The organism is Pantoea sp. Cy-640 (genome assembly GCF_011752635.1).
GTDB classification, from domain to species: domain Bacteria; phylum Pseudomonadota; class Gammaproteobacteria; order Enterobacterales; family Enterobacteriaceae; genus Pantoea; species Pantoea dispersa.
Genome location: NZ_VWXB01000005.1, coordinates 17,929 through 37,626 on the forward strand (window position 1 = coordinate 17,929; position 19,698 = coordinate 37,626).

General features: G+C 59.6%; 17 protein-coding genes. 13 read left to right on the forward strand and 4 right to left on the reverse strand.

Going from position 1 to position 19,698, the window contains the following annotated elements:
• Positions 1-155: 155 nt before the first annotated feature.
• The 9 genes from F3J36_RS13765 to katG all read left to right on the forward strand — a co-directional run bounded on the left by F3J36_RS13765 (position 156) and on the right by katG (position 8,783).
• Positions 156-941 carry a transporter substrate-binding domain-containing protein gene (locus F3J36_RS13765; protein WP_031279673.1) on the forward strand — a complete coding sequence of 262 codons (786 nt, stop codon included), beginning with the start codon at positions 156-158 and terminating at the stop codon, positions 939-941.
• A gap of 12 nt (positions 942-953) precedes the next feature.
• A complete protein-coding gene (locus F3J36_RS13770) occupies positions 954-1,622 on the forward strand; it encodes an amino acid ABC transporter permease (RefSeq protein WP_021507296.1) in 669 nt (222 codons plus the stop codon).
• Positions 1,619-2,275 carry an amino acid ABC transporter permease gene (locus F3J36_RS13775; RefSeq protein ID WP_021507295.1) on the forward strand — a complete coding sequence of 219 codons (657 nt, stop codon included), beginning with the start codon at positions 1,619-1,621 and terminating at the stop codon, positions 2,273-2,275. The genes F3J36_RS13770 and F3J36_RS13775 overlap by 4 nt, the downstream gene beginning before the upstream one ends.
• Positions 2,256-2,987: an amino acid ABC transporter ATP-binding protein gene (locus F3J36_RS13780; RefSeq protein ID WP_021507294.1), complete on the forward strand. Its 732-nt coding sequence runs from the start codon at positions 2,256-2,258 to the stop codon at positions 2,985-2,987. The genes F3J36_RS13775 and F3J36_RS13780 overlap by 20 nt, the downstream gene beginning before the upstream one ends.
• Positions 2,988-3,008: 21 nt before the next feature.
• Positions 3,009-4,244 (forward strand): alanine--glyoxylate aminotransferase family protein, encoded by a 1,236-nt coding sequence (locus tag F3J36_RS13785; protein WP_166719881.1) that lies wholly within the window; start codon positions 3,009-3,011, stop codon positions 4,242-4,244.
• Positions 4,241-5,500 (forward strand): allantoate amidohydrolase, encoded by a 1,260-nt coding sequence (hpxK, locus tag F3J36_RS13790; RefSeq protein ID WP_058781167.1) that lies wholly within the window; start codon positions 4,241-4,243, stop codon positions 5,498-5,500. The genes F3J36_RS13785 and hpxK overlap by 4 nt, the downstream gene beginning before the upstream one ends.
• Before the next feature lie 12 nt (positions 5,501-5,512).
• Positions 5,513-6,007 (forward strand): 2-oxo-4-hydroxy-4-carboxy-5-ureidoimidazoline decarboxylase, encoded by a 495-nt coding sequence (uraD, locus tag F3J36_RS13795; protein WP_088517006.1) that lies wholly within the window; start codon positions 5,513-5,515, stop codon positions 6,005-6,007.
• Positions 6,004-6,339 carry a hydroxyisourate hydrolase gene (gene uraH, locus F3J36_RS13800; RefSeq protein WP_021507290.1) on the forward strand — a complete coding sequence of 112 codons (336 nt, stop codon included), beginning with the start codon at positions 6,004-6,006 and terminating at the stop codon, positions 6,337-6,339. The genes uraD and uraH overlap by 4 nt, the downstream gene beginning before the upstream one ends.
• A gap of 245 nt (positions 6,340-6,584) precedes the next feature.
• Positions 6,585-8,783 carry a catalase/peroxidase HPI gene (katG, locus tag F3J36_RS13805; protein WP_166719882.1) on the forward strand — a complete coding sequence of 733 codons (2,199 nt, stop codon included), beginning with the start codon at positions 6,585-6,587 and terminating at the stop codon, positions 8,781-8,783.
• 47 nt (positions 8,784-8,830) lie between these two features.
• Here the strand turns inward: katG and F3J36_RS13810 are convergent, their stop codons facing one another.
• The 3 genes from F3J36_RS13810 to fadE all read right to left on the reverse strand — a co-directional run bounded on the left by F3J36_RS13810 (position 8,831) and on the right by fadE (position 13,384).
• The gene (locus F3J36_RS13810; RefSeq protein ID WP_059010998.1) at positions 8,831-9,601 is read right to left on the reverse strand and encodes an amidohydrolase; all 771 of its coding nucleotides are present in this window, start codon (positions 9,599-9,601) and stop codon (positions 8,831-8,833) included.
• The gene (locus tag F3J36_RS13815; RefSeq protein ID WP_141496661.1) at positions 9,589-10,749 is read right to left on the reverse strand and encodes a pyridoxal phosphate-dependent aminotransferase; all 1,161 of its coding nucleotides are present in this window, start codon (positions 10,747-10,749) and stop codon (positions 9,589-9,591) included. Before F3J36_RS13815 ends, F3J36_RS13810 begins: the two co-directional genes overlap by 13 nt.
• 184 nt (positions 10,750-10,933) lie before the next feature.
• Positions 10,934-13,384 (reverse strand): acyl-CoA dehydrogenase FadE, encoded by a 2,451-nt coding sequence (fadE, locus tag F3J36_RS13820; protein ID WP_058776018.1) that lies wholly within the window; start codon positions 13,382-13,384, stop codon positions 10,934-10,936.
• 229 nt (positions 13,385-13,613) lie between these two features.
• On the opposite strand from fadE, the gene lpcA reads away from it, so the two are divergent.
• Together lpcA and F3J36_RS13830 are read left to right on the forward strand one after the other, a co-directional pair.
• The gene (gene lpcA, locus F3J36_RS13825; RefSeq protein ID WP_021507284.1) at positions 13,614-14,192 is read left to right on the forward strand and encodes a D-sedoheptulose 7-phosphate isomerase; all 579 of its coding nucleotides are present in this window, start codon (positions 13,614-13,616) and stop codon (positions 14,190-14,192) included.
• Positions 14,193-14,240: 48 nt separating this feature from the next.
• Positions 14,241-15,008: a class II glutamine amidotransferase gene (locus F3J36_RS13830; RefSeq protein ID WP_127833720.1), complete on the forward strand. Its 768-nt coding sequence runs from the start codon at positions 14,241-14,243 to the stop codon at positions 15,006-15,008.
• On the opposite strand, the gene dpaA is transcribed toward F3J36_RS13830, so the two are convergent.
• Positions 14,979-15,722: a peptidoglycan meso-diaminopimelic acid protein amidase gene (dpaA, locus tag F3J36_RS13835; RefSeq protein WP_021507282.1), complete on the reverse strand. Its 744-nt coding sequence runs from the start codon at positions 15,720-15,722 to the stop codon at positions 14,979-14,981. The two genes, F3J36_RS13830 and dpaA, sit on opposite strands and share 30 nt — an antisense overlap.
• Positions 15,723-15,966: 244 nt before the next feature.
• Between dpaA and dinB the strand changes: the two genes are divergently transcribed.
• Both dinB and F3J36_RS13845 read left to right on the forward strand, forming a co-directional pair.
• On the forward strand, positions 15,967-17,022 hold the full coding sequence (dinB, locus tag F3J36_RS13840) for a DNA polymerase IV (RefSeq protein WP_058758014.1): 1,056 nt from the start codon (positions 15,967-15,969) through the stop codon (positions 17,020-17,022).
• A gap of 100 nt (positions 17,023-17,122) precedes the next feature.
• A complete protein-coding gene (locus tag F3J36_RS13845; RefSeq protein ID WP_166719883.1) occupies positions 17,123-19,675 on the forward strand; it encodes an Ig-like domain-containing protein in 2,553 nt (850 codons plus the stop codon).
• The last annotated feature ends 23 nt before the right edge of the window (positions 19,676-19,698 follow it).

Consider the following 19,698-nt stretch of genomic DNA (forward strand, 5'->3'; position numbering starts at 1 on the left):
TCTGCTAACGGGGTGCTCCCCGTTAAGATGCGCCCTTAATCGCCTTAAATCCTCCGCTTAGCCGCTGCGTTTGCTACCTGTTGTGGTTGGCACATTAGTTGCAAATAAATTTATCAAGAATCTTTTGTTTCACCATTAACTCACCGGGGTGCATAATGAACAAAGTATTACTGGCAGTAGCAGGGGCAGCATTGCTGCTGGCGCAGGCAGGCAGCGCCATGGCCGATCAGCTGCAGGATATCCAGAAGCGTGGTGTGATTCGCGTGGCGGTGCCGCAGGACTTCCCGCCGTTTGGCTCGGTCGGTACCGATCTGCAGCCGCAGGGCTATGACATCGACATGGCGAAATACCTCGCGAAGCAGATGAAACTGAAGTTGCAGCTGGTGCCGGTGACCAGCGCTAACCGCGTACCGTATCTGCAGACCGATAAAGTCGACCTGGTGATCTCCAGCATGGGCAAAAACGCCGAGCGCGAAAAAGTGATCGACTTCAGCCGCGCCTACGCACCGTTCTTCCTCGGCGTGTTCGGCCCGAAAGGCGAGACGCTGAAAGATGCGGCGGCGCTGAGCGGTAAATCAATTGGCGTGACGCGCGGTGCAGTAGAGGACATGGTGCTGAGCGATGTCGCCCCGAAAGATGCTCAGGTGAAGCGCTACGAAGATAACAATACTACGCTGTCCGCCTATCTCTCCGGTCAGGTGCAGTATGTCGCTACCGGAAACCTGGTGGTCGCAGCGATTGCGCGCCAGAACGCGGAAAAAGCCCCGGTGCCGCAGTTTATGCTGAAAGATTCACCGTGCTTTATCGGCCTGAAAAAGAATGAGCCAGCGCTGAAAGAGAAAGTGAACGCACTGATTGAGCAGGGTATTAAAGACGGCACGCTGAACAAGCTGTCGGAAGAGTGGCTGAAAGCGCCGCTGCCTGCCAACCTCGGCGCATAACAGGAACGGCCAATGATTGGGCAACTTAACTTTGCAGATCTCTGGCCGCACTGGCCAGAGCTGCTGGCCGGACTGTGGGTCACGGTGCAGCTTACGGTGCTGGCGACGGTGGGCGGTGTCGGACTGGGTATTCTCGGCGCGGCGCTGCGCAGCGGCAAACCGGGCTGGGCCAGCCGCCTGTGGGGCATCTACGTCGAGCTGATTCGCAACACGCCGTTTGTGGTACAGCTGTTTTTTATCGTGTTTGGTCTGCCTAATCTCGGGCTGAAACTGACGGCCGGTGAAGCGGCGCTGCTGGCGATGCTGATTAACCTTGGCGCCTACAGCACTGAAATCATTCGTGCCGGTATCCAGGTCACGCCGCGCGGGCAGTGGGAAGCGGGGCGCGTGCTCGGGCTGAGCCGCACGCAAACCTTCATCCGCGTGGTGCTGCCGCCCTCGCTGCAGCGCATTTATCCGGCGCTGGTCAGCCAGTGCATCATTGTGATGCTCGGCTCGTCGGTGGTGTCGCAGGTCTCGTATGAAGAGCTGACATTTGCCGCCAACCTGATTCAGTCGCGCACCTTTTTGAGTTTTGAAGTCTATCTGGTGACCACGCTGATCTATCTGGCGTTGTCGATTGCCATGCGTCAGCTGCTGCTGGCGCTGGGTCGCAAATGGTTTGGAGCGCAGCCGGCATGACAACGTTTACTGACTGGGACATCCTGCGCAACCTGCTGCTGGCGGCGCGCTGGACGATTTTGCTGTCGCTGGTGGCCTTTTTCGGCGGCACGCTGGTGACACTGCCGCTGCTGTTTCTGCGTCTGCTGCAGCGGCGCTGGCTCACCCGCCTGATTCGCTGTTATACCGAGCTGTTTCAGGGCACGCCGCTGCTGATGCAGCTGTTTCTTGCCTTCTTCGGCGTTGGCCTGTTCGGCATCGACGTCGCGCCCTGGACGGCGGCGTCGCTGGCACTGACGCTGTATACCAGCGCGTTTTTACTGGATATCTGGTACGGCAGCATTCGCGCGCTGCCAAAAGGGCAGTGGGAAGCGTCGCGCTGCCTCGGCCTGAACTTTGGCCAGACGTTGTATCGCGTGGTGGCACCGCAGGCGATCCGCATCGCCATCGCGCCGACCGTCGGCTTTGCCGTGCAGGTGATCAAGGGCACCGCGCTGGCGTCGATTATCGGCTTTGTCGAGCTGACCAAAGCCGGCACCATTCTCAACAATGTGACGTATCAGCCCTTCAAGGTGTTTGGCCTGGTGGCGCTCGGTTACTTCCTGATGTGTTATCCGCTGTCGCGTTACAGCCAGTACCTGGAGAAAAAATTCAATGCCGCTCATCACCATTAATCAGGTCCAGAAGTACTACGGTGATAACCACGTACTGAAAGGGGTCGATCTGGATATCGACAACGGCGAAGTGATTTCCATCATTGGCCGCAGTGGCTCTGGCAAAAGTACCCTGCTGCGCTGCATGAACGGGCTGGAAGGCTATCAGGAAGGCAGCATTAAACTGGGCGGCATGACGATTACCGATCGTGAATCGCAGGCGCGTGAAATCAGCCGCTCGGTAGGCATGGTGTTTCAGAACTTCAACCTGTTTCCGCACATGACCGCGCTGGAAAACGTGATGCTGGCACCGCGCCGCGTGCTGAAAAAGAGCGAGGCGGAGTGCCGCACGCTGGCCACGCAGATGCTGGAAAAAGTCGGGCTCGGCGAACGCCTCAATTACTACCCGGCCAACCTGTCCGGCGGTCAGCAGCAGCGCGTGGCAATTGCCCGCGCGCTGGCGATGCAGCCAAAAGTTTTACTCTGTGACGAAATCACCTCGGCGCTCGATCCGGAGCTGGTGGGTGAAGTACTGAAAGTGCTGGAGCAGCTGGCCGCCGAAGGCATGACGCTGATTCTCGTCACCCATGAAATGAACTTCGCCCGCGACGTGGGCGACCGCGTGGTGTTTATGCATCAGGGACGCGTGTGGGAGCAGGGCGACAGCAAAACGCTGTTTGCAAATCCACAAACCGCCGAGCTGAAGCAGTTTATTTCGACCGTGCGTCTGTAACCGAACAATAAGGAACCCCTCATGGATATCAGCCAGTTCTCGCAAATCAATCCGCCACAGCGTCTGCTGATGGGACCGGGCCCGATCAACGCCGACCCGCGCGTGCTGCGCGCCATGTCGAGCCAGCTGCTTGGGCAGTACGATCCGGCGATGACGCACTATATGAACGAGGTGATGGCGCTGTACCGTGGCGTATTTCGCACTGAAAACCGCTGGACCCTGCTGATTGATGGCACCTCACGCGCGGGTATCGAAGCCATCCTGCTGTCGGCGATTCGTCCGGGCGATAAAGTGCTGGTGCCGGTGTTCGGCCGCTTCGGCCATCTGCTGTGCGAAATTGCCCGTCGCTGCCGCGCGGAAGTCCATACCATTGAGGTGCCGTGGGGCGAGGTATTTACCCCGGATCAGATCGAAGATGCGATCAAAAAAGTCAAACCGCGCCTGCTGCTGACGGTGCAGGGCGATACCTCAACCACCATGCTGCAACCGCTGGAGCAGCTCGGTGCGATTTGCCGCCAGTACGGTGTGCTGCTGTACACCGATGCCACCGCATCGCTGGGCGGCAACCCGCTGGAAACCGATGCCTGGGGGCTGGATGCGGTCTCTGCCGGCATGCAGAAATGCCTCGGTGGTCCGTCCGGTACCTCGCCGATCACCCTCAGCCCGCAAATGGAAGCGGTGATCCGTCAGCGTAAGTGCGTGGAGCAGGGCATCCGTACCGACGCACATCAGGATGGCGACGACGAGATGATCTACTCCAACTACTTCGATCTCGGCATGATCATGGATTACTGGGGACCGGAGCGGCTCAACCATCATACCGAAGCCACCACGGCGCTGTTTGGCGCACGCGAATGTGCCCGTCTGATCCTGCAGGAAGGGCTGGATAACGGCATCGCGCGTCACAAGCTGCACGGTGATGCGCTGCTGAAAGGTATTCAGGGCATGGGGCTGGAAACCTTTGGCGATCTCAGACACAAGATGAATAACGTGCTTGGCGTGGTGATCCCGCAGGGCATTAACGGCGACCAGGTACGCAAATTGATGCTGGACGATTTCGGCATTGAGATTGGCACCTCGTTCGGTCCGCTGCACGGCAAAGTGTGGCGCATCGGCACCATGGGCTACAACGCGCGCAAAGATTGCGTGATGCTGACGCTGAGCGCGCTGGAGTCCGTGTTGAATCACGTCGGTTTCCGCACCACTCAGGGTGCGGCGCTGCAGGCTGCCTGGGACCACTACGGGAGCCACGCATGAGTCATAGCCTGATGAGCGCCAGTGAGGCGCAGTCAGCGGCGGCGCGGGTGATGGCGCGCTGTGACGCGCTGGCAGCAATCAGTGAGAGCGAAGAGGGGCTGACCCGCGTCTATCTGTCGCCGGAGCAGGTGCGCGCCAACGCGCGCGTTGCTGAGTGGATGCAGGCGGCAGGTATGCACACCTGGCAGGATGCGGTCGGCAATATCTGCGGTCGCTATGAAGCGGCGGAGCCGGGCGCACCGGCGCTGCTGCTCGGCTCGCACCTTGATACCGTGCGCAACGCCGGACGTTACGACGGCATGCTGGGCGTGCTCAGCGCCATCGAAACCGTGCAGTGGCTGCATGACCATCAGCAGCGCCTGCCGCTGGCGATTGAAATTGTCGGCTTCGGCGATGAAGAGGGCACGCGCTTTGGCATCACGCTGCTTGGCAGCCGCGGTCTCACCGGCAGCTGGCCGGAGAGCTGGGTGTCACATCCGGACGGTAACGGTATTACGGTGGCGCAGGCGATGCAGGACCTCGGCCTGGACGCGGCGCTGATCCCGCAGGCGGCACGTGAGGTGAGCGACATTGTGGCTTATCTCGAACTGCACATTGAGCAGGGACCGTGCCTGGAACAGGACGATCTGGCGCTTGGTGTGGTGACGGCGATTAACGGCGCGCGCCGTCTTAACTGCCGCTTTGTCGGAGAGGCCGGTCATGCCGGCACGGTGCCGATGACGCACCGCAAAGACGCGCTGGCAGCAGCGGCAGAGTGGATGGTGTTTGTGGAACAGGCCACGCAGGATCAGGATGCGCAGCTGGTGGCAACGGTGGGCACGCTGAGCTGTCTGCCGGGCGCCGTTAACGTTATCCCCGGCGAAGTGCAACTGTCGCTGGACGTGCGCGGACCGCAGGATGAACCACTGGAGCGTCTGCTCTCCAGCCTGCTGACCCAGGCGGAAGCCATCGCGCTGCGGCGCGGGCTCAGCTTCAGCGCTAACGAGTACTATCGCATCGCGGCCACCGCCTGTGATACGCGGCTGCAGCAGGCGCTAAGCCATGCGGTAGAAACCGTACAGGGGCGCAGTCTGGCGCTGCCGAGCGGAGCCGGTCACGACGCGATCGCGATGGCTGAACGCTGGCCGGTGGGCATGCTGTTTGTGCGCAACCATCGCGGTATCAGCCATCATCCGGCGGAATCGGTGCAGGTGGCCGATGTGGCGCTCGGCGTGCAGGCCTATCTGCAGGCGGTGTGCGATCTGGCGCGCAGCTAAAGGAGCCGCGAAATGGATCTGAACGATTTTAATCAGGCGAGCGTCGCGCAGGCGCAGGCGGCGATTGCCCACTGCGTGGCGATTCCCGCCTGGCAGCAGGCGTTGGTGGCGGCGCGGCCGTTCGCCAGCCTGACGGCGCTGTACGCCACGGCGCAACAGCTGGCGCTGGCGTGGCAGGGCGACGCCTTGCGACAGGCGCTGAGCGCCCATCCGCGCATCGGCGAAAAAGCGCAGGGCGCGGGTAAAGAGGCCGCGCTGTCGCAGCAGGAACAGGCGGCGATGCAGCAGGCTAACGGCGCGCTGCAGCTGGCGATGCTGGCCGGTAATGAGCGCTATGAGCAGCGCTTCGGCCGGGTGTTTCTGATTCGCGCCAAAGGGCGCAGCGGCGAGCAGATGCTGGCGGAATTACAGCGCAGGCTCAACAATGATGAAGAGACTGAGCAGCAGGAAGCACTGGCGCAGCTGCGGGAAATTACCCTGTTACGGCTTAAGGAGAGCATCACATGAGCACCATCACCACCCATATTCTCGACACCGCGCTGGGCAAACCGGCGATTGGCGTCGCGATGTCGCTGGAGCAGAACAGCCCTGAGGGATGGCTGCCAGTGGCCGAGGGCGAAACCGACAGCGACGGGCGCATCAAAGATCTCACGCCTGAACCGCTGGCGCCGGGCCACTATCGCTTAACCGCGGAGATCGGTGACTATTTCGCCGCCGACGGACGTGATGCGCTGTACGTCAGCGCGCAGATTGATTTTGTGATTGGCTCCGCCGGCAGCCATTATCACCTGCCGTTCCTCATTTCCCCGTGGTCGTGGTCGACCTACCGCGGGAGTTAATCCAGGTCGCCATAAATGGCGCCCCTGTTAAATCGTTATGCGGTTCCGTAGGGTGCGCATTGATGCGCACCGGTATAACCCAATCCATCATGAGGTGTACCTATGCGCCCTGAAATTCGTGCTCTCTATCACAAACCTCGCGCTTGAAAGCCAGTAACTATCAAAACCTTCGGTCCATCCAAATATATTCTGCAACACGGTGCGGTTATCTTAACCGGACAACGTGAAGCCAATGGAGCCGAGAAATGAGCACGCCCGAAAATAATGATAATGCAGCCGCCTCAGGAAAATGCCCCTTTCATCATGGAGCATCGGAAGAGAAAAGCGTTTTAGCGCGTGGCGCCGGAAGCGGGACCACTAACCGCGACTGGTGGCCAAACATGCTGCGCGTCGATCTGTTAAACCAGCATTCCAGCCGTTCTAACCCCCTCAGTGACACTTTCAACTACCGTGAAGAGTTCAGCAAGCTGGATTACGCCGCGCTGAAAGCCGATATTCGTGCGCTGCTGACCGACTCGCAATCCTGGTGGCCTGCCGACTGGGGCAGCTACATCGGGTTGTTTATCCGTATGGCATGGCACAGCGCCGGCACCTACCGCACCATCGACGGTCGCGGCGGTTCCGGACGTGGCCAGCAGCGCTTTGCGCCGCTCAACTCCTGGCCGGATAACGTCAGCCTCGACAAAGCACGTCGTCTGCTGTGGCCGGTGAAACAGAAGTATGGCCAGAAAATCTCCTGGGCCGATCTCTACATTCTTGCCGGTAACGTGTCGCTGGAAAACGCCGGCTTCCGTACCTTTGGCTTTGGTGCCGGTCGTGAAGATGTCTGGGAACCGGACATGGACGTGGACTGGGGACATGAGACCGAATGGCTGGCGCACCGCCATCCGGAAAGCCTGGCAAACGCGCCGCTGGGTGCGACGGAAATGGGCCTGATCTACGTGAACCCGGAAGGTCCGGAAGCCAGCGGCGATCCGCGCTCGGCGGCCCCGGCGATTCGCGCCACCTTCGGCAACATGGGCATGAACGATGAAGAGATCGTCGCGCTGATTGCCGGCGGTCACACGCTGGGTAAAACACACGGTGCTGCGGCGGCCAGCCACGTGGGCGTCGATCCGGAAGCCTCGCCGCTGGAAGCGCAGGGTCTGGGCTGGCACAGCAGCTACGGCAGCGGTGCCGGTGCCGATGCCATCACTTCCGGTCTGGAAGTGGTATGGACGCAAACCCCAACGCAGTGGAGCAACTACTTTTTCGAGAACCTGTTCAAATATGAGTGGGTACAAACGCACAGCCCGGCGGGCGCGATTCAGTTCGAAGCGGTTGATGCCGAAGCGATTATCCCGGATCCGTTCGATCCAGAGAAAAAACGCAAGCCGACCATGCTGGTCACCGACCTGACGCTGCGCTTCGATCCGGAGTTCGGGAAGATTTCGCGTCGTTTCCTCAATGATCCACAGGCGTTCAACGAAGCCTTCGCCCGTGCCTGGTTCAAACTGACGCACCGCGATATGGGGCCAAAAGCGCGTTACATCGGTCCGGAAGTGCCGAAGGAAGATCTGCTGTGGCAGGATCCGTTACCGCAGGCCACGCATCAGCCGACACCGGATGACATCACCGATCTGAAAGCGAAAATTGCCGCTTCGGGTCTGAGCGTCAGCCAGCTGGTCTCTGCGGCCTGGGCGTCTGCTTCCACCTTCCGTGGCGGCGATAAACGCGGCGGCGCGAACGGTGCCCGTCTGGCGCTGGCGCCGCAGAACGGCTGGGCGGTCAACGCCAGTGTCACCCGCGATGTGCTGCCGGTGCTGCAGAAGATTCAGCAGGAGTCAGGTAAAGCGTCGCTGGCGGATGTGATTGTGCTGGCGGGCAGCGTCGGGATTGAGCAGGCGGCAGCAGCGGCAGGTGTCGCGGTGCAGGTGCCGTTCACGCCGGGCCGCGTAGATGCGCGTCAGGACCAGACGGATGTTGAGTCATTCAACGTACTGCAGCCGCTGGCCGATGGTTTCCGCAACTATCGCCGTGTGCAGGGCGGTTCTTCCACCGAAACCCTGCTGCTGGACAAAGCGCAACAGCTGACGCTGAGCGCGCCAGAACTGACGGTACTGCTGGGTGGTCTGCGCGTGCTGGGCACCAACTTCGACGGCAGCGCGCACGGCGTGTTTACCGATCGTGCAGGCGTGCTGAGCAACGACTTCTTCATCAATCTGCTGGATATGCGCACCGCATGGCGCGCCACCGATGAGAGCGCTGAGCTGTTCGAAGGCCGCGATCGTCAGAGCGGAGAAGTGAAGTACAGCGCCACCCGCGCCGATCTGGTGTTTGGTTCTAACGCCATCCTGCGCGCGCTGGCGGAAGTTTACGCCAGCAGCGATGCGAAGCAGAAGTTCGTTAACGACTTCGTGGCCGCCTGGACCAAAGTGATGAACCTCGACCGGTTCGATCTGTAAGCAACTGACGTGAATAACGCGAACCCCGGCCTGGCCGGGGTTTTTTATTACTTCAGCGTATATTCATCGGCGTCGCGCCAGGCCGGGAAGCGTTCGCGATAGTCCTGCAGCGCCTCCAGTGATAACTCGGCGTCGAGGCGCGCGCGGGCGAAGGGTTCAGCGGCCGCGAGGATCTCACCCTGCGGCGAGATAATCCGGCTGTCGCCGCTGTATTGATGCTGATTGCCGTCACTGCCGACGCGGTTACACCCGGCTACATAGGCCTGATTCTCAATGGCGCGCGCCAGCAGCAGCGCCTGCCAGTGCAGCGCGCGCGGTGCCGGCCAGTTGGCGACGTACAGCGCCAGATCGTAATCATTCTGGTTGCGCGAAAACACCGGGAAGCGCAGGTCGTAGCAAATCTGCGGCAGAATACGCCAGCCGCGCCAGTGGAACACCTCGCGCGTTTCACCGGGCACATAGTGCTGGTGCTCACTGGCCATGCGGAACAGATGGCGTTTGTCGTACTGGTGCAGCGTGCCGTCGGGCTCCACCAGCAGGAAACGGTTTACCGCGCCCTGGTCGCTCTGAATCGCCGCGCTGCCACCGACCAGGGCATTCAGGGCTTTGGCATGACCGTGCAGCCACGCCACTACCTGATCCTGCGGCAGCGAACTGGCCGCCGCCTCCATGGCGAAGCCGGTGGTAAACATCTCCGGCAGCAGGATGACATCGCGGCCCGTCAAGCCCTGCAGCACCTCATCAAAATGACGCAGGTTGGCCGCGCCATCCATCCAGCTCAGGGTTTCCTGTAATACGGTAAGTTTTAAAGCTGACATAAACGCTCCGCAGCGGCGTCAAGCGTCGCTTCCTGTTTAGCAAAGCACAGGCGAATGAGCTTGTGCGGGAAAGGGTCCGCGCAGAACACTGACAGCGGAATCGCCGCCACGCCCACTTCGCGGGTTAACCACTGGCAGAAACTGACATCATCCAAATCGGAAATGGCGCTGTAATCCACCAGCAGGAAATAGGTGCCGGCACAGGGCAGCACCTTAAACCGGCTGGCGGCCAGCGCCTGCGTCAGGCGGTCACGCCGGGCGCGATAGAATGCCGGCAGCGCATCAATATGTTCCGGCTGCTGGCGCAGCATATCGGCAATCGCCAGCTGCGCCGGGGTATTCACTGAAAAAGTGAGATACTGATGCACTTTGCGAATTTCGGCGCTGATCGCCGCCGGAGCGATGCAGTAACCCACTTTCCAGCCGGTCATATGAAAGGTTTTGCCGAAGGATGAGACTGCGATGGCGCGCTGACGCAGGTCGGCATGTGCCAGCACGCTGGCATGGCCCTGCTCATCAAAACAGATGTGCTCATAGACTTCATCGCTGAGCACATAAATTTCCTGTCCGGCGATCGCCTGCCACAGCGCGGCGTAGTCGCTGGCGTGCCACACGGTGGCGGAGGGATTATGCGGCGTGTTGACGATCACCAGCCGGGTGCGCGCGCTGAGCAGGCTGCTGAAGGCCTGCCAGTCGACCTGAAAAGCGGGCGGCTGCAGCGCGATGCGTTTCAGCACGCCGCCAGCCAGCTGAACCGCCGGCGCATAGCTGTCGTAGCTGGGATCGAAGCAGATCACCTCGTCGCCCGGCCGCACCAGCGCGGTGATCGCGGCATACAGCGCTTCGGTTGCGCCCGCCGTCACGGTGATGTCGCTGTTGATATCCGGCCGATGACCGTACATGTCTGCGGTTTTATCGGCGATCGCCTCGCGCAGCGGCAGGGTGCCAATCATCGGCGCGTACTGGTTAGCACCTTCGCTGACGTGATGTGCCAGGCGCTGCTGCAAATAGCGCGGGCCGTCAAAATCGGGAAAGCCCTGTGACAGGTTGATGGCATTGTGCTGGGCGGCAAGGGCGCTCATTTGGGTAAAAATGGTGGTGCCGAGCGCCGGTAGTTTGCTCTCGGGGATCAGGTTGGGCTGCGTCATTATCGGGTGCCTTAAGCGCGAATGTCGTTGCGGAGTAACCTTGTGCTGCAGCCACTATAAACAGGATATCAACACTTGGCAATCGAGACGCTTAGACGTCTAAACGTGGCTGGCACAGACGCTGAGTGCGCTTATCCGCTGCCGCAGGCCATAAAAAAAGCCTCCGGCTGGAGGCTTTTTACGGTTACGCCGCTTCGCTGGGGCGGGCGCTCGGTTTGGGTTTGCTGTCCGGTTTGGCCACCGCCAGCGCCTCGGGCGCAAAATCATCCACGTTGATGGCCTTCAGCCGGCTGGCTTCGGCCCGCGTCAGCACCTTCGCTTCACTCTCGTCAATCCAGCCTTCTTTCAGCGCGCGCTGGGCCAGCGCATCCAGCCGGGTGAAGGAGAAGTGTTTTTTCTGCTGCTGACACAGACGATCGTGAATCACTTCCGCCGCCATCACATCCTGCAGCGCCTGCTCCAGCTGACCGGCCGGGTTGTGCTCACTCGGCGTCAGATACTGGCCGCGGCCCAGACGGGTGCGGGTTGCGGACGGCAGCTGCAGCATTTTGGCCAGCTTATGATCCAGTTTATCGGACGGTGCCGGGCAGTGTTTGCCGCCGGCGAAAATCACCAGCCGCAGCGCACCTGCAACCAGGCGATTCGGGAAGTTGCGCAGCAGATCGTCCATCGCCACTTCCGCCTGATGCAGCGCATCCTGCACGCCCCAGTGCACCAGCGGCAGATCCGCCTCGTTGCGGCCTTCATCGTCATAGCGTTTCAGCGTGGCGGATGCCAGATACATCTGGCTCAGCACATCGCCGAGGCGTGCCGAAATACGTTCGCGACGTTTCAGGCTACCGCCCAGCACCGCCATCGACACATCCGACAGCAGCGCAAGGTTGGCGCTCAGGCGGTTCAGCTGCTGATAGTAGCGGCGGGTCGCGTCACGGGTTGGCGTAGCGCTGGTGCGGCCGCCGGTCAGGCCAAGCCACAGGCTGCGCACTTTATTGCTGCCGACGTGGCCGATATGGCTGAACAGCGCGCGGTCAAAGGCGACGAGATCGTTCTTGGCGGCGGCGTTCATCTCTTCCAGCACCCACGGGTGGCAGCGGATTGCGCCCTGGCCAAAGATAATCATGCTGCGCGTCAGGATGTTCGCGCCCTCAACGGTGATGGCGATCGGGGCGCCCTGATAGGCACGCGCCAGGAAATTGTTCTCACCAAGCATGATGCCTTTACCGCCGGCGATATCCATTGCATCAATGATGGCGCGCTGGCCGCGATGGGTGCAGTGGTATTTGACAATCGCTGACAGCACCGCCGGTTTTTCGCCCAGCATAATGCCGCTGGTGATCAGCGTCGCCGCCGCGTCCATCACGTAAGCGTTACCGGCGATGCGCGCCAGCGGCTCCTCAATCCCTTCCATTTTACCGATAGAGACTTTGAACTGGCGGCGAATGTGCGCGTAGGCACCGGTCGCCAGCGCCAGGCTTTTCAGGCTGCCGGTGGCGTTAGACGGCAGGGTAATGCCGCGTCCTACCGACAGGCACTCAACCAGCATTCGCCAGCCCTGGCCGGCCATCGCCGGACCGCCGATGATGTAATCGATCGGCACAAAGATATCTTTGCCGCGCGTCGGCCCGTTCTGGAACGGCACGTTCAGCGGGAAGTGACGTCTGCCAATTTCAACGCCTGGCGTATGGGTCGGGATCAGCGCACAGGTAATGCCCAGCTCTTCGGTTTCTCCCAGCAGATGATCGGGATCGGAGAGCTTAAAGGCGAGGCCGAGCACGGTGGCAATCGGCGCCAGGGTAATGTAGCGCTTGTTCCAGGTCAGGCGCATACCCAGCACCTGCTGGCCCTGCCAGTCGCCCATGCACACCACGCCGGTATCCGGAATGGCACCGGCGTCGGAGCCCGCTTCCGGGCTGGTCAGCGCAAAGCAGGGGATTTCATCGCCGCGCGCGAGGCGTGGCAGGTAGTGATCTTTCTGCTCATCGGTACCGTAATGCTGCAGCAGTTCACCCGGACCCAGCGAGTTCGGCACGCCGACGGTGATCGCCAGGATCCCGGACACGCCTGCCAGTTTTTGCAGCACACGCGCCTGCGCGTAAGCGGAAAACTCCAGACCGCCGTACTCTTTTTTGATGATCATGGCAAAGAAGCGGTGCTGCTTGAGGTAAGCCCACAGCTCCGGCGGCAGATCGGCCATTTCATGGGTGATTTCGAAGTCGTTAGCCATGCGGCAGGCTTCTTCTACCGGGCCATCCAAAAACGCCTGTTCCTCTTCGGTCAGGCGCGGCTGCGGATAGTTGTGCAGTTTCTGCCAGTCCGGTTTGCCGCGAAACAGATCGCCTTCCCACCAGGTGGTGCCGGCGTCGATCGCCTCTTTTTCGGTGCGCGACATCGGCGGCATCACCTTCTGGAAGCTGTGCAGAGCCGGCTTAGAGAACATGCTGCGGCGCATCGCCGGCAGGTTGAAAGGCAGCAGAATAATGGCCAGCGGCAGCAGCAGCCACGGCGTCCACAGGCCGGTGGCGGCCAGTGCCGCGGTCCACAGCAGCACAATCGCACTGCTAAGCCGCAGTGAAACCTGATGGTAGAAGAGGGCGCTAATTAACACCAGCGTCGCGATGATCGAGGCAAGCAACATAATGAACCGCTCCGTAAGTTGTAAGAGGTCTGACCTGTTAGTGATAAGGTTTAGAGCAGCGCACAAAATTTATCAATCTGTTTACATCGCAATTACAACCGAACTCACAAAATCGCGCCGGCAATTGGACGTCAGCGCGGCGTCGCGCTTTTCCCTGCTGCGGGCGCTTTGCGGCTCTGGCCCATTCCGTTAAACTTGCTGGGTCAATTTTCCTCTAAAGGACATCCCTATGTATCAGGACATTATTCGCTCAGAACTCAATGAAGCCGCCGATACGCTCAATAAGTTCCTGAGTGATGAAGCCAACATTCACGCCATTCAGCGCGCAGCCGTGCTGCTGGCCGACAGCTTCAAAGCCGGTGGCAAAGTGCTCTCCTGCGGCAACGGCGGCTCGCACTGCGATGCCATGCACTTCGCTGAGGAGCTGACCGGGCGCTACCGCGAAAATCGTCCTGGCTATCCGGCCATCGCCATTTCGGATGTCAGCCATCTCTCCTGCGTCAGCAACGATTTTGGCTACGACTATGTGTTCTCCCGCTACATCGAGGCGGTCGGGCGCGAGGGCGATGTGCTGCTGGGGCTGTCCACTTCGGGTAACTCGGCCAACATCATCAAAGCCGTAGAAGCCGCGCGCGCCAAAGGCATGAAAGTGATTACCCTGACCGGCAAAGACGGTGGCAAAATGGCCGGTACGGCCGATATCGAAATTCGCGTGCCGCACTTTGGTTATGCCGATCGCATTCAGGAGATTCACATCAAAGTGATCCACATCCTGATGCTGTTAATCGAAAAAGAGATGGTTAAGTGATGACGTGCTCCTCCCGCGCCCGCGGGAGGTTCTGATAAGGCGGTTGCTATGTGCGAATTGCTCGGGATGAGCGCCAATGTCCCCACGGATATCTGTTTCAGTTTTACCGGTCTGGTGCAGCGTGGCGGTGGAACCGGGCCGCACAAAGATGGCTGGGGCATCACCTTTTACGAAGATAAAGGCTGCCGCACGTTTAAAGATCCGCTGCCGAGCTACAACTCGCCGATTGCCCGCCTGGTGCAGGAGTATCCGATCAAGTCGCACTCGGTGGTGGCGCATATTCGTCAGGCCAATCGCGGCCAGGTGTCACTGGAAAATACCCATCCGTTTACCCGCGAACTGTGGGGCCGCAACTGGACTTACGCGCATAACGGTCAGCTAAAGGGCTATCGCCAGCTGGAGACCGGGCATTTCCGTCCGGTAGGCGAAACCGACAGCGAAAAGGCGTTTTGCTGGATTCTGCATAAGCTGGCTGAGCGCTATCCGCGCACGCCGGGCAACTGGCCGGCAGTGTTTCGCTATGTGGCGGAACTGGCGACGGAGCTGCGTCAGAAGGGCGTGTTCAATATGCTGCTGTCTGACGGACGCTATCTGATGGCCTTCTGCTCAACCAATCTGTACTGGATTACGCGCCGCGCGCCGTTTGGCAAAGCGAAGCTGCTCGATCAGGATGTGGAGATTGATTTTCTGCAGCAGACCACGCCGAAAGACGTGGTGACGGTGATTGCGACGCAGCCGCTGACCGGTAATGAAACCTGGCACCGCATCGTGCCAGGTGAGTGGGCATTATTTTACCTGGGTGAGCGCCAGGAATGATTTCGACGCCGCTTCCGGCGTGGTCATGACCGGCGTGTTGTTCACCGCATACTGACCGGTTGCCGTCACGTTGACCGTTGGCGGCACGTGGTATTTGGCGAAGTAAGCATAGCCCGGCTGCAGTTCACGCCAGAAGCTGATGTAAGTCGAGTAACGATGACGCTGCATGTTGCTGTCGGTCATGCGGAACGGGAAGATGTTGACCTGCACATCCTGCTGACCGTTACGCAGCGCGGCGTTCACGTAAGTGAAGATCTCATCCATCGATGCGTTGGTCATGGCATAGCAGCCTACAGACACGCAATCGCCGTGAATCATCAGATAGTTACCGTTATAGCCTTTGGCGCGATCGTACTGATTCGGGAATCCGGTATTGATGGCGCGATAAAAACGGCTGTCCGGCTTAAGCTGATTCATCTTCACGTTATAAAAGCCTTCCGGACTTTTAAAATCGCCCTGACGACGTTTCGGCCCGAGGCCGCCGGAGAAGTTACAGATGCGATAGCTGTCCAGCAGACGATATTCATTACCGATTTTGCCGTACAGTTCCAGCGTACGCTCTTCCTTGAAGATCTGAATAAATACCGGTGTGCCCAGTAATTGTTTCTTTAACTCTTTGCTCACCGGAGCCAGCGGCTGCATTGGCTCAGGCGTCATTGCCCAGCTCAGGAGCGGCATAAGAATCATCGCAAACAATAATGCGATTCTGCCCATTCTGTGTGTACCTTGAAGTGAAGAGGAACGCTGACGCAGTGCGTCACTGTATTGCATTATCGGAAATATCCGCTACCGCAGCGCAACATTATCATTGTCTGGCGTTTAATCAAGCCGGAGTCCGAGAAAATGGTGCAATCCTAAAGGGAATACGACCACAAATTTGTAAACTTTAATCGCACGCGCCACAAATATTGCCGTTGTTTTTCTCTGCTGTATACTTATCCAGTATCCGGAGGGGCGTATGCGCAAAATCATTCATGTCGATATGGACTGCTTTTTCGCGGCAGTGGAAATGCGCGACGATCCTTCATTACGTGATATCCCGATTGCCATCGGCGGCAGCCGCGTGCAGCGTGGGGTGATCAGCACCGCCAACTATCCGGCGCGGAAATACGGCGTGCGCAGCGCGATGCCGACCGCCACAGCGCTGCGCCTCTGTCCCCATCTGAAACTGCTGCCCGGCCGTTTTGATGCCTATAAAGAAGCCTCGCAGCAGATTCGCGCCATCTTTACCCGCTATACACCACTGATTGAGCCATTGTCGCTGGATGAAGCCTACCTGGACGTCACCGACAGTGAACACTGCCAGGGATCGGCCACGCTGATGGCGCAGGCGATTCGCGCCGATATTCTGCGCGAAACCGGCCTGACCGCGTCTGCCGGCATTGCGCCGATCAAGTTCCTCGCCAAAATCGCTTCTGACATGAACAAGCCAGATGGCCAGTATGTGATTACGCCGCAGGCGATGCCGGACTTTCTGCTGACGCTGCCGCTGAGCAAGATTCCCGGCGTTGGCAAAGTGGCCACCAAAAAGCTTGAAGAGATGGGGCTGCGCACCTGCGCTGATGTACAACAGGCCGATCTGGCGCAGCTGCTGAAGCGCTTTGGAAAATTTGGCCGCGTGCTGTGGGAGCGCAGCAACGGCATCGACGATCGCGACGTGGTGGTGGAGCGCGAACGCAAATCGCTGGGCGTCGAGCGCACGCTGGGCGAGGACATCCATCACTGGGAGCAGTGTCTGGAGATTATTGATTTTCTCTATGCCGAGCTCGATCGCCGCCTCAGCGCGATCCGCCCGGATAAGCAGATTGCACGTCAGGGCGTAAAGCTGAAATTCAACGATTTTCAGCTCACCACCCAGGAACATGTCTGGCCGGTGCTGAATAAAGACGACATGATCGCCGTGGCGCGTCAGGCCTGGGATGAACGCCGCGCCGGACGCGGTGTGCGGCTGGTGGGGTTGCACGTCACGCTGGTAAATCCGCAGCTGGAGCGCCAGCTGGTGCTGGGACTGTAACGCCGCGCCCGCTTCCGCTCTCTTCGGGACGTTTCGTACATCGTTCCACTAATGAATCGCCAACAATGCACGCTTTTACACTCCTCACTCAAGGTGCAACATGGCAAATTATTACTCAACCCGCCCGACCATTACGTCAATCTATGATGATGTTGGCGAGACCGGCGTCGTTTCACGCGGCGGGTTCACTGACGATGTGCGTCCACGCATTACCGGTAAAGCGAATCCGGGGGCGGTGATTTACCTCTATGACAACAACCGGGTTATTTACCAGTTTCAGGCCGGGCGCGACGGGACCTTTGACGTGACCTTCGGGTATGACTTACCGCCGGGAGCACACAGCTTCCGGTTATCCAGTCAGGGCCAGTACAGCGAGCCTTACGCGATCAATATCTCCTCAGTCAACGTCGAGCCGCCGAAAATTCTCTCACTGTACGATAACGTGGGTGAAACCGGTGATGTGCTGCACGGTGACAAGACCGACGATCGCCGCCCGCTGATCAAAGGCAGCGGCACGCCGGGGGCCACCGTGACGCTGCTGGATAACGGCACGGTAATCGGCCAGACCCGCATTGATGCCAAAGGCAACTGGAGCCTGCAGCCGTCGCGCGATCTGCCATTAGGTGAACATAACCTGACGGTGCAGAGCCAGGGCATGACCAGCAGCGGCTTTAAGGTCGAGGTGGTGCCGGTGAAAACCATCAAACCGGAAATTCTGGAAATCTTTGACCGCGTGGATGAAACCGGCCTGCTGAAGCCTGGTGATGATACCGACGACCGACGTCCGCTGCTGAAAGGCGTGGGCACGCCGGGTGCGGTGGTGTGGCTGATGGACAATGGCCGCGGCATTGCTTATACCGTGGTGGATAAGCAGGGCAACTGGACGCTGCAGCCGACTAACGATTTGGCGCTGGGTAAACACCACCTCGCGGTTTACATCAATGGCGTGGTCAGTGAACCGGTTGAACTCAACGTGGTGATCCGTGAAGGGTCTGAGCCGGTGATCGTGGCTATTCATGACAATGTGAATGAAGTGGGGGTGGTTGAGCCAGGTAAAGACAGCGACGATCGCCGGCCGATTGTCAGCGGCACCGCACTGCCGCACACCACCATCTGGCTGCTGGATTCCGGCGGTATCCTCGGCAGCGCGCGTTCGGATGCGCAAGGTAACTGGAGCATCAAGCCGGATATCGAACTGCGTTATGGTCTGAATAAACTCTGGGTCAGCAATGGCGACTCGGTCAGCGACATCTATCCGATTAACATTGTGCCCATGCAGGGTCAGGCACCGGAGATCCACGCGGTGTATGACGATGCGGGCTACCACGCTGGTAATGTTGCCAACGGCAGCAAAACCGACGATGCACGGCCAACCCTGAGCGGCAAAGGCATTCCGGGCGAAACCGTCACGCTGCTGGCTAACGGGATTCAGGTGGCGAACACCCTTGTTGATGCGCACGGTAACTGGACGATGGAGCCGTACCGCGATCTGGATCCGGGCAGCTACAGTCTGGTGGTCGACAGCAACGGTAAGAAGAGCGCGCCGTGGAAGATTGACGTGGTGGCGGAAAACCGCATTCTGAATCTGTACGATGATGTCGGGATGGAAGGAACCATCGGCAATAATGGCGTCACCGATGATACGCGTCCCACAGCAAGCGGCATGGGCCAGCCGGGCAGCCTGGTTAAACTGATTGTGGGCGGTACGGTATTAGGCAGTGCCATCGTCAATGAGGATGGGCTGTGGCAGATTGAGCCGGTGCGCGACTTACCGGTGGGTTCACATAAACTGATGGTGGTGAGCGACGGTTTTTACAGCCAGCCTTTCTATGTTGAGATCGTGGCCGCAATGGAAGACGCGCCGGAGATCCTGTGGCTGGACGATAACGTGCGCAACGTTGACTACATCTCTGAAAACGGCAACTTCTACGATCGTCGTCCGGTCATTACCGGCCAGGGGCGCGCTGGCGCGCTGGTGGAAATTTTCGATAACGGCGTGTCGATCGGTAGCGTGAAGATCCAGCCGGATGGCATGTGGCAATTCCAGCCGCACAGCGATCTCGCGGTGGGTGATCATGAGCTGGTGGCGAAAGTTGCGGGTACAGCCGGCAACACCATGCCGATCACTGTCGTTGAGCTGAAAATTACTCAGGTGCTGGATGATGTCAACGAGCCGGCGCTGCTGCAGCCAGGCGATATCACCGATGACAGCAAGCCGCAGTTTAAAGGCACTGGCCTGCCGGGCGAATTCATTTATTTGCTGAATAACGGCGAGAAAGTCGGTTCCGCTAAGGTAAACAGCAAAGGCGAGTGGACGCTGGAACCCAAATGGCACCTTGAGCCGGGTGAGCATAACTTCGAAATTCAGGGGCGTCATCTGAAGACCGAAGCGTTCAGCCTGGTGGTTGAGGAGCCGGTTGAAGAGGACTTCACGATGCTGGCGCTGGATGAAAGCTCGCTGACGCTGACGTCGCTGCTAGGCGATGCCGCGCCGCAGCTGTTCAGCGAGTCGCCGCAGTCGGCCTCTCCCGCCACGCTCAGCCTGGATAACCTCGATCTGCGCGTCGAGAGCGGCGTTCAGCTGGCACGCAGTGAGACGCTGCCGTCGCTGGAGATGTTGCCGCTGGAAGAGAGCTACAGCGCGGTCGCCTGACGCGGCACCGTTACCGTAAATAA

Bases quoted from the DNA above. Each gene is read 5' to 3' on its own strand.
- uraH (WP_021507290.1), top strand. From the start codon at position 6,004: ATGAGCACCATCACCACCCATATTCTCGACACCGCGCTGGGCAAACCG.
- F3J36_RS13815 (WP_141496661.1), bottom strand. From the start codon at position 10,749: ATGACGCAGCCCAACCTGATCCCCGAGAGCAAACTACCGGCGCTCGGC.
- F3J36_RS13765 (WP_031279673.1), top strand. From the start codon at position 156: ATGAACAAAGTATTACTGGCAGTAGCAGGGGCAGCATTGCTGCTGGCG.
- F3J36_RS13830 (WP_127833720.1), top strand. From the start codon at position 14,241: ATGTGCGAATTGCTCGGGATGAGCGCCAATGTCCCCACGGATATCTGT.
- F3J36_RS13785 (WP_166719881.1), top strand. From the start codon at position 3,009: ATGGATATCAGCCAGTTCTCGCAAATCAATCCGCCACAGCGTCTGCTG.
- F3J36_RS13810 (WP_059010998.1), bottom strand. From the start codon at position 9,601: ATGTCAGCTTTAAAACTTACCGTATTACAGGAAACCCTGAGCTGGATG.
- F3J36_RS13780 (WP_021507294.1), top strand. From the start codon at position 2,256: ATGCCGCTCATCACCATTAATCAGGTCCAGAAGTACTACGGTGATAAC.
- dpaA (WP_021507282.1), bottom strand. From the start codon at position 15,722: ATGGGCAGAATCGCATTATTGTTTGCGATGATTCTTATGCCGCTCCTG.
- uraD (WP_088517006.1), top strand. From the start codon at position 5,513: ATGGATCTGAACGATTTTAATCAGGCGAGCGTCGCGCAGGCGCAGGCG.
- fadE (WP_058776018.1), bottom strand. From the start codon at position 13,384: ATGTTGCTTGCCTCGATCATCGCGACGCTGGTGTTAATTAGCGCCCTC.
- F3J36_RS13775 (WP_021507295.1), top strand. From the start codon at position 1,619: ATGACAACGTTTACTGACTGGGACATCCTGCGCAACCTGCTGCTGGCG.
- lpcA (WP_021507284.1), top strand. From the start codon at position 13,614: ATGTATCAGGACATTATTCGCTCAGAACTCAATGAAGCCGCCGATACG.
- F3J36_RS13845 (WP_166719883.1), top strand. From the start codon at position 17,123: ATGGCAAATTATTACTCAACCCGCCCGACCATTACGTCAATCTATGAT.
- katG (WP_166719882.1), top strand. From the start codon at position 6,585: ATGAGCACGCCCGAAAATAATGATAATGCAGCCGCCTCAGGAAAATGC.
- F3J36_RS13770 (WP_021507296.1), top strand. From the start codon at position 954: ATGATTGGGCAACTTAACTTTGCAGATCTCTGGCCGCACTGGCCAGAG.
- hpxK (WP_058781167.1), top strand. From the start codon at position 4,241: ATGAGTCATAGCCTGATGAGCGCCAGTGAGGCGCAGTCAGCGGCGGCG.
- dinB (WP_058758014.1), top strand. From the start codon at position 15,967: ATGCGCAAAATCATTCATGTCGATATGGACTGCTTTTTCGCGGCAGTG.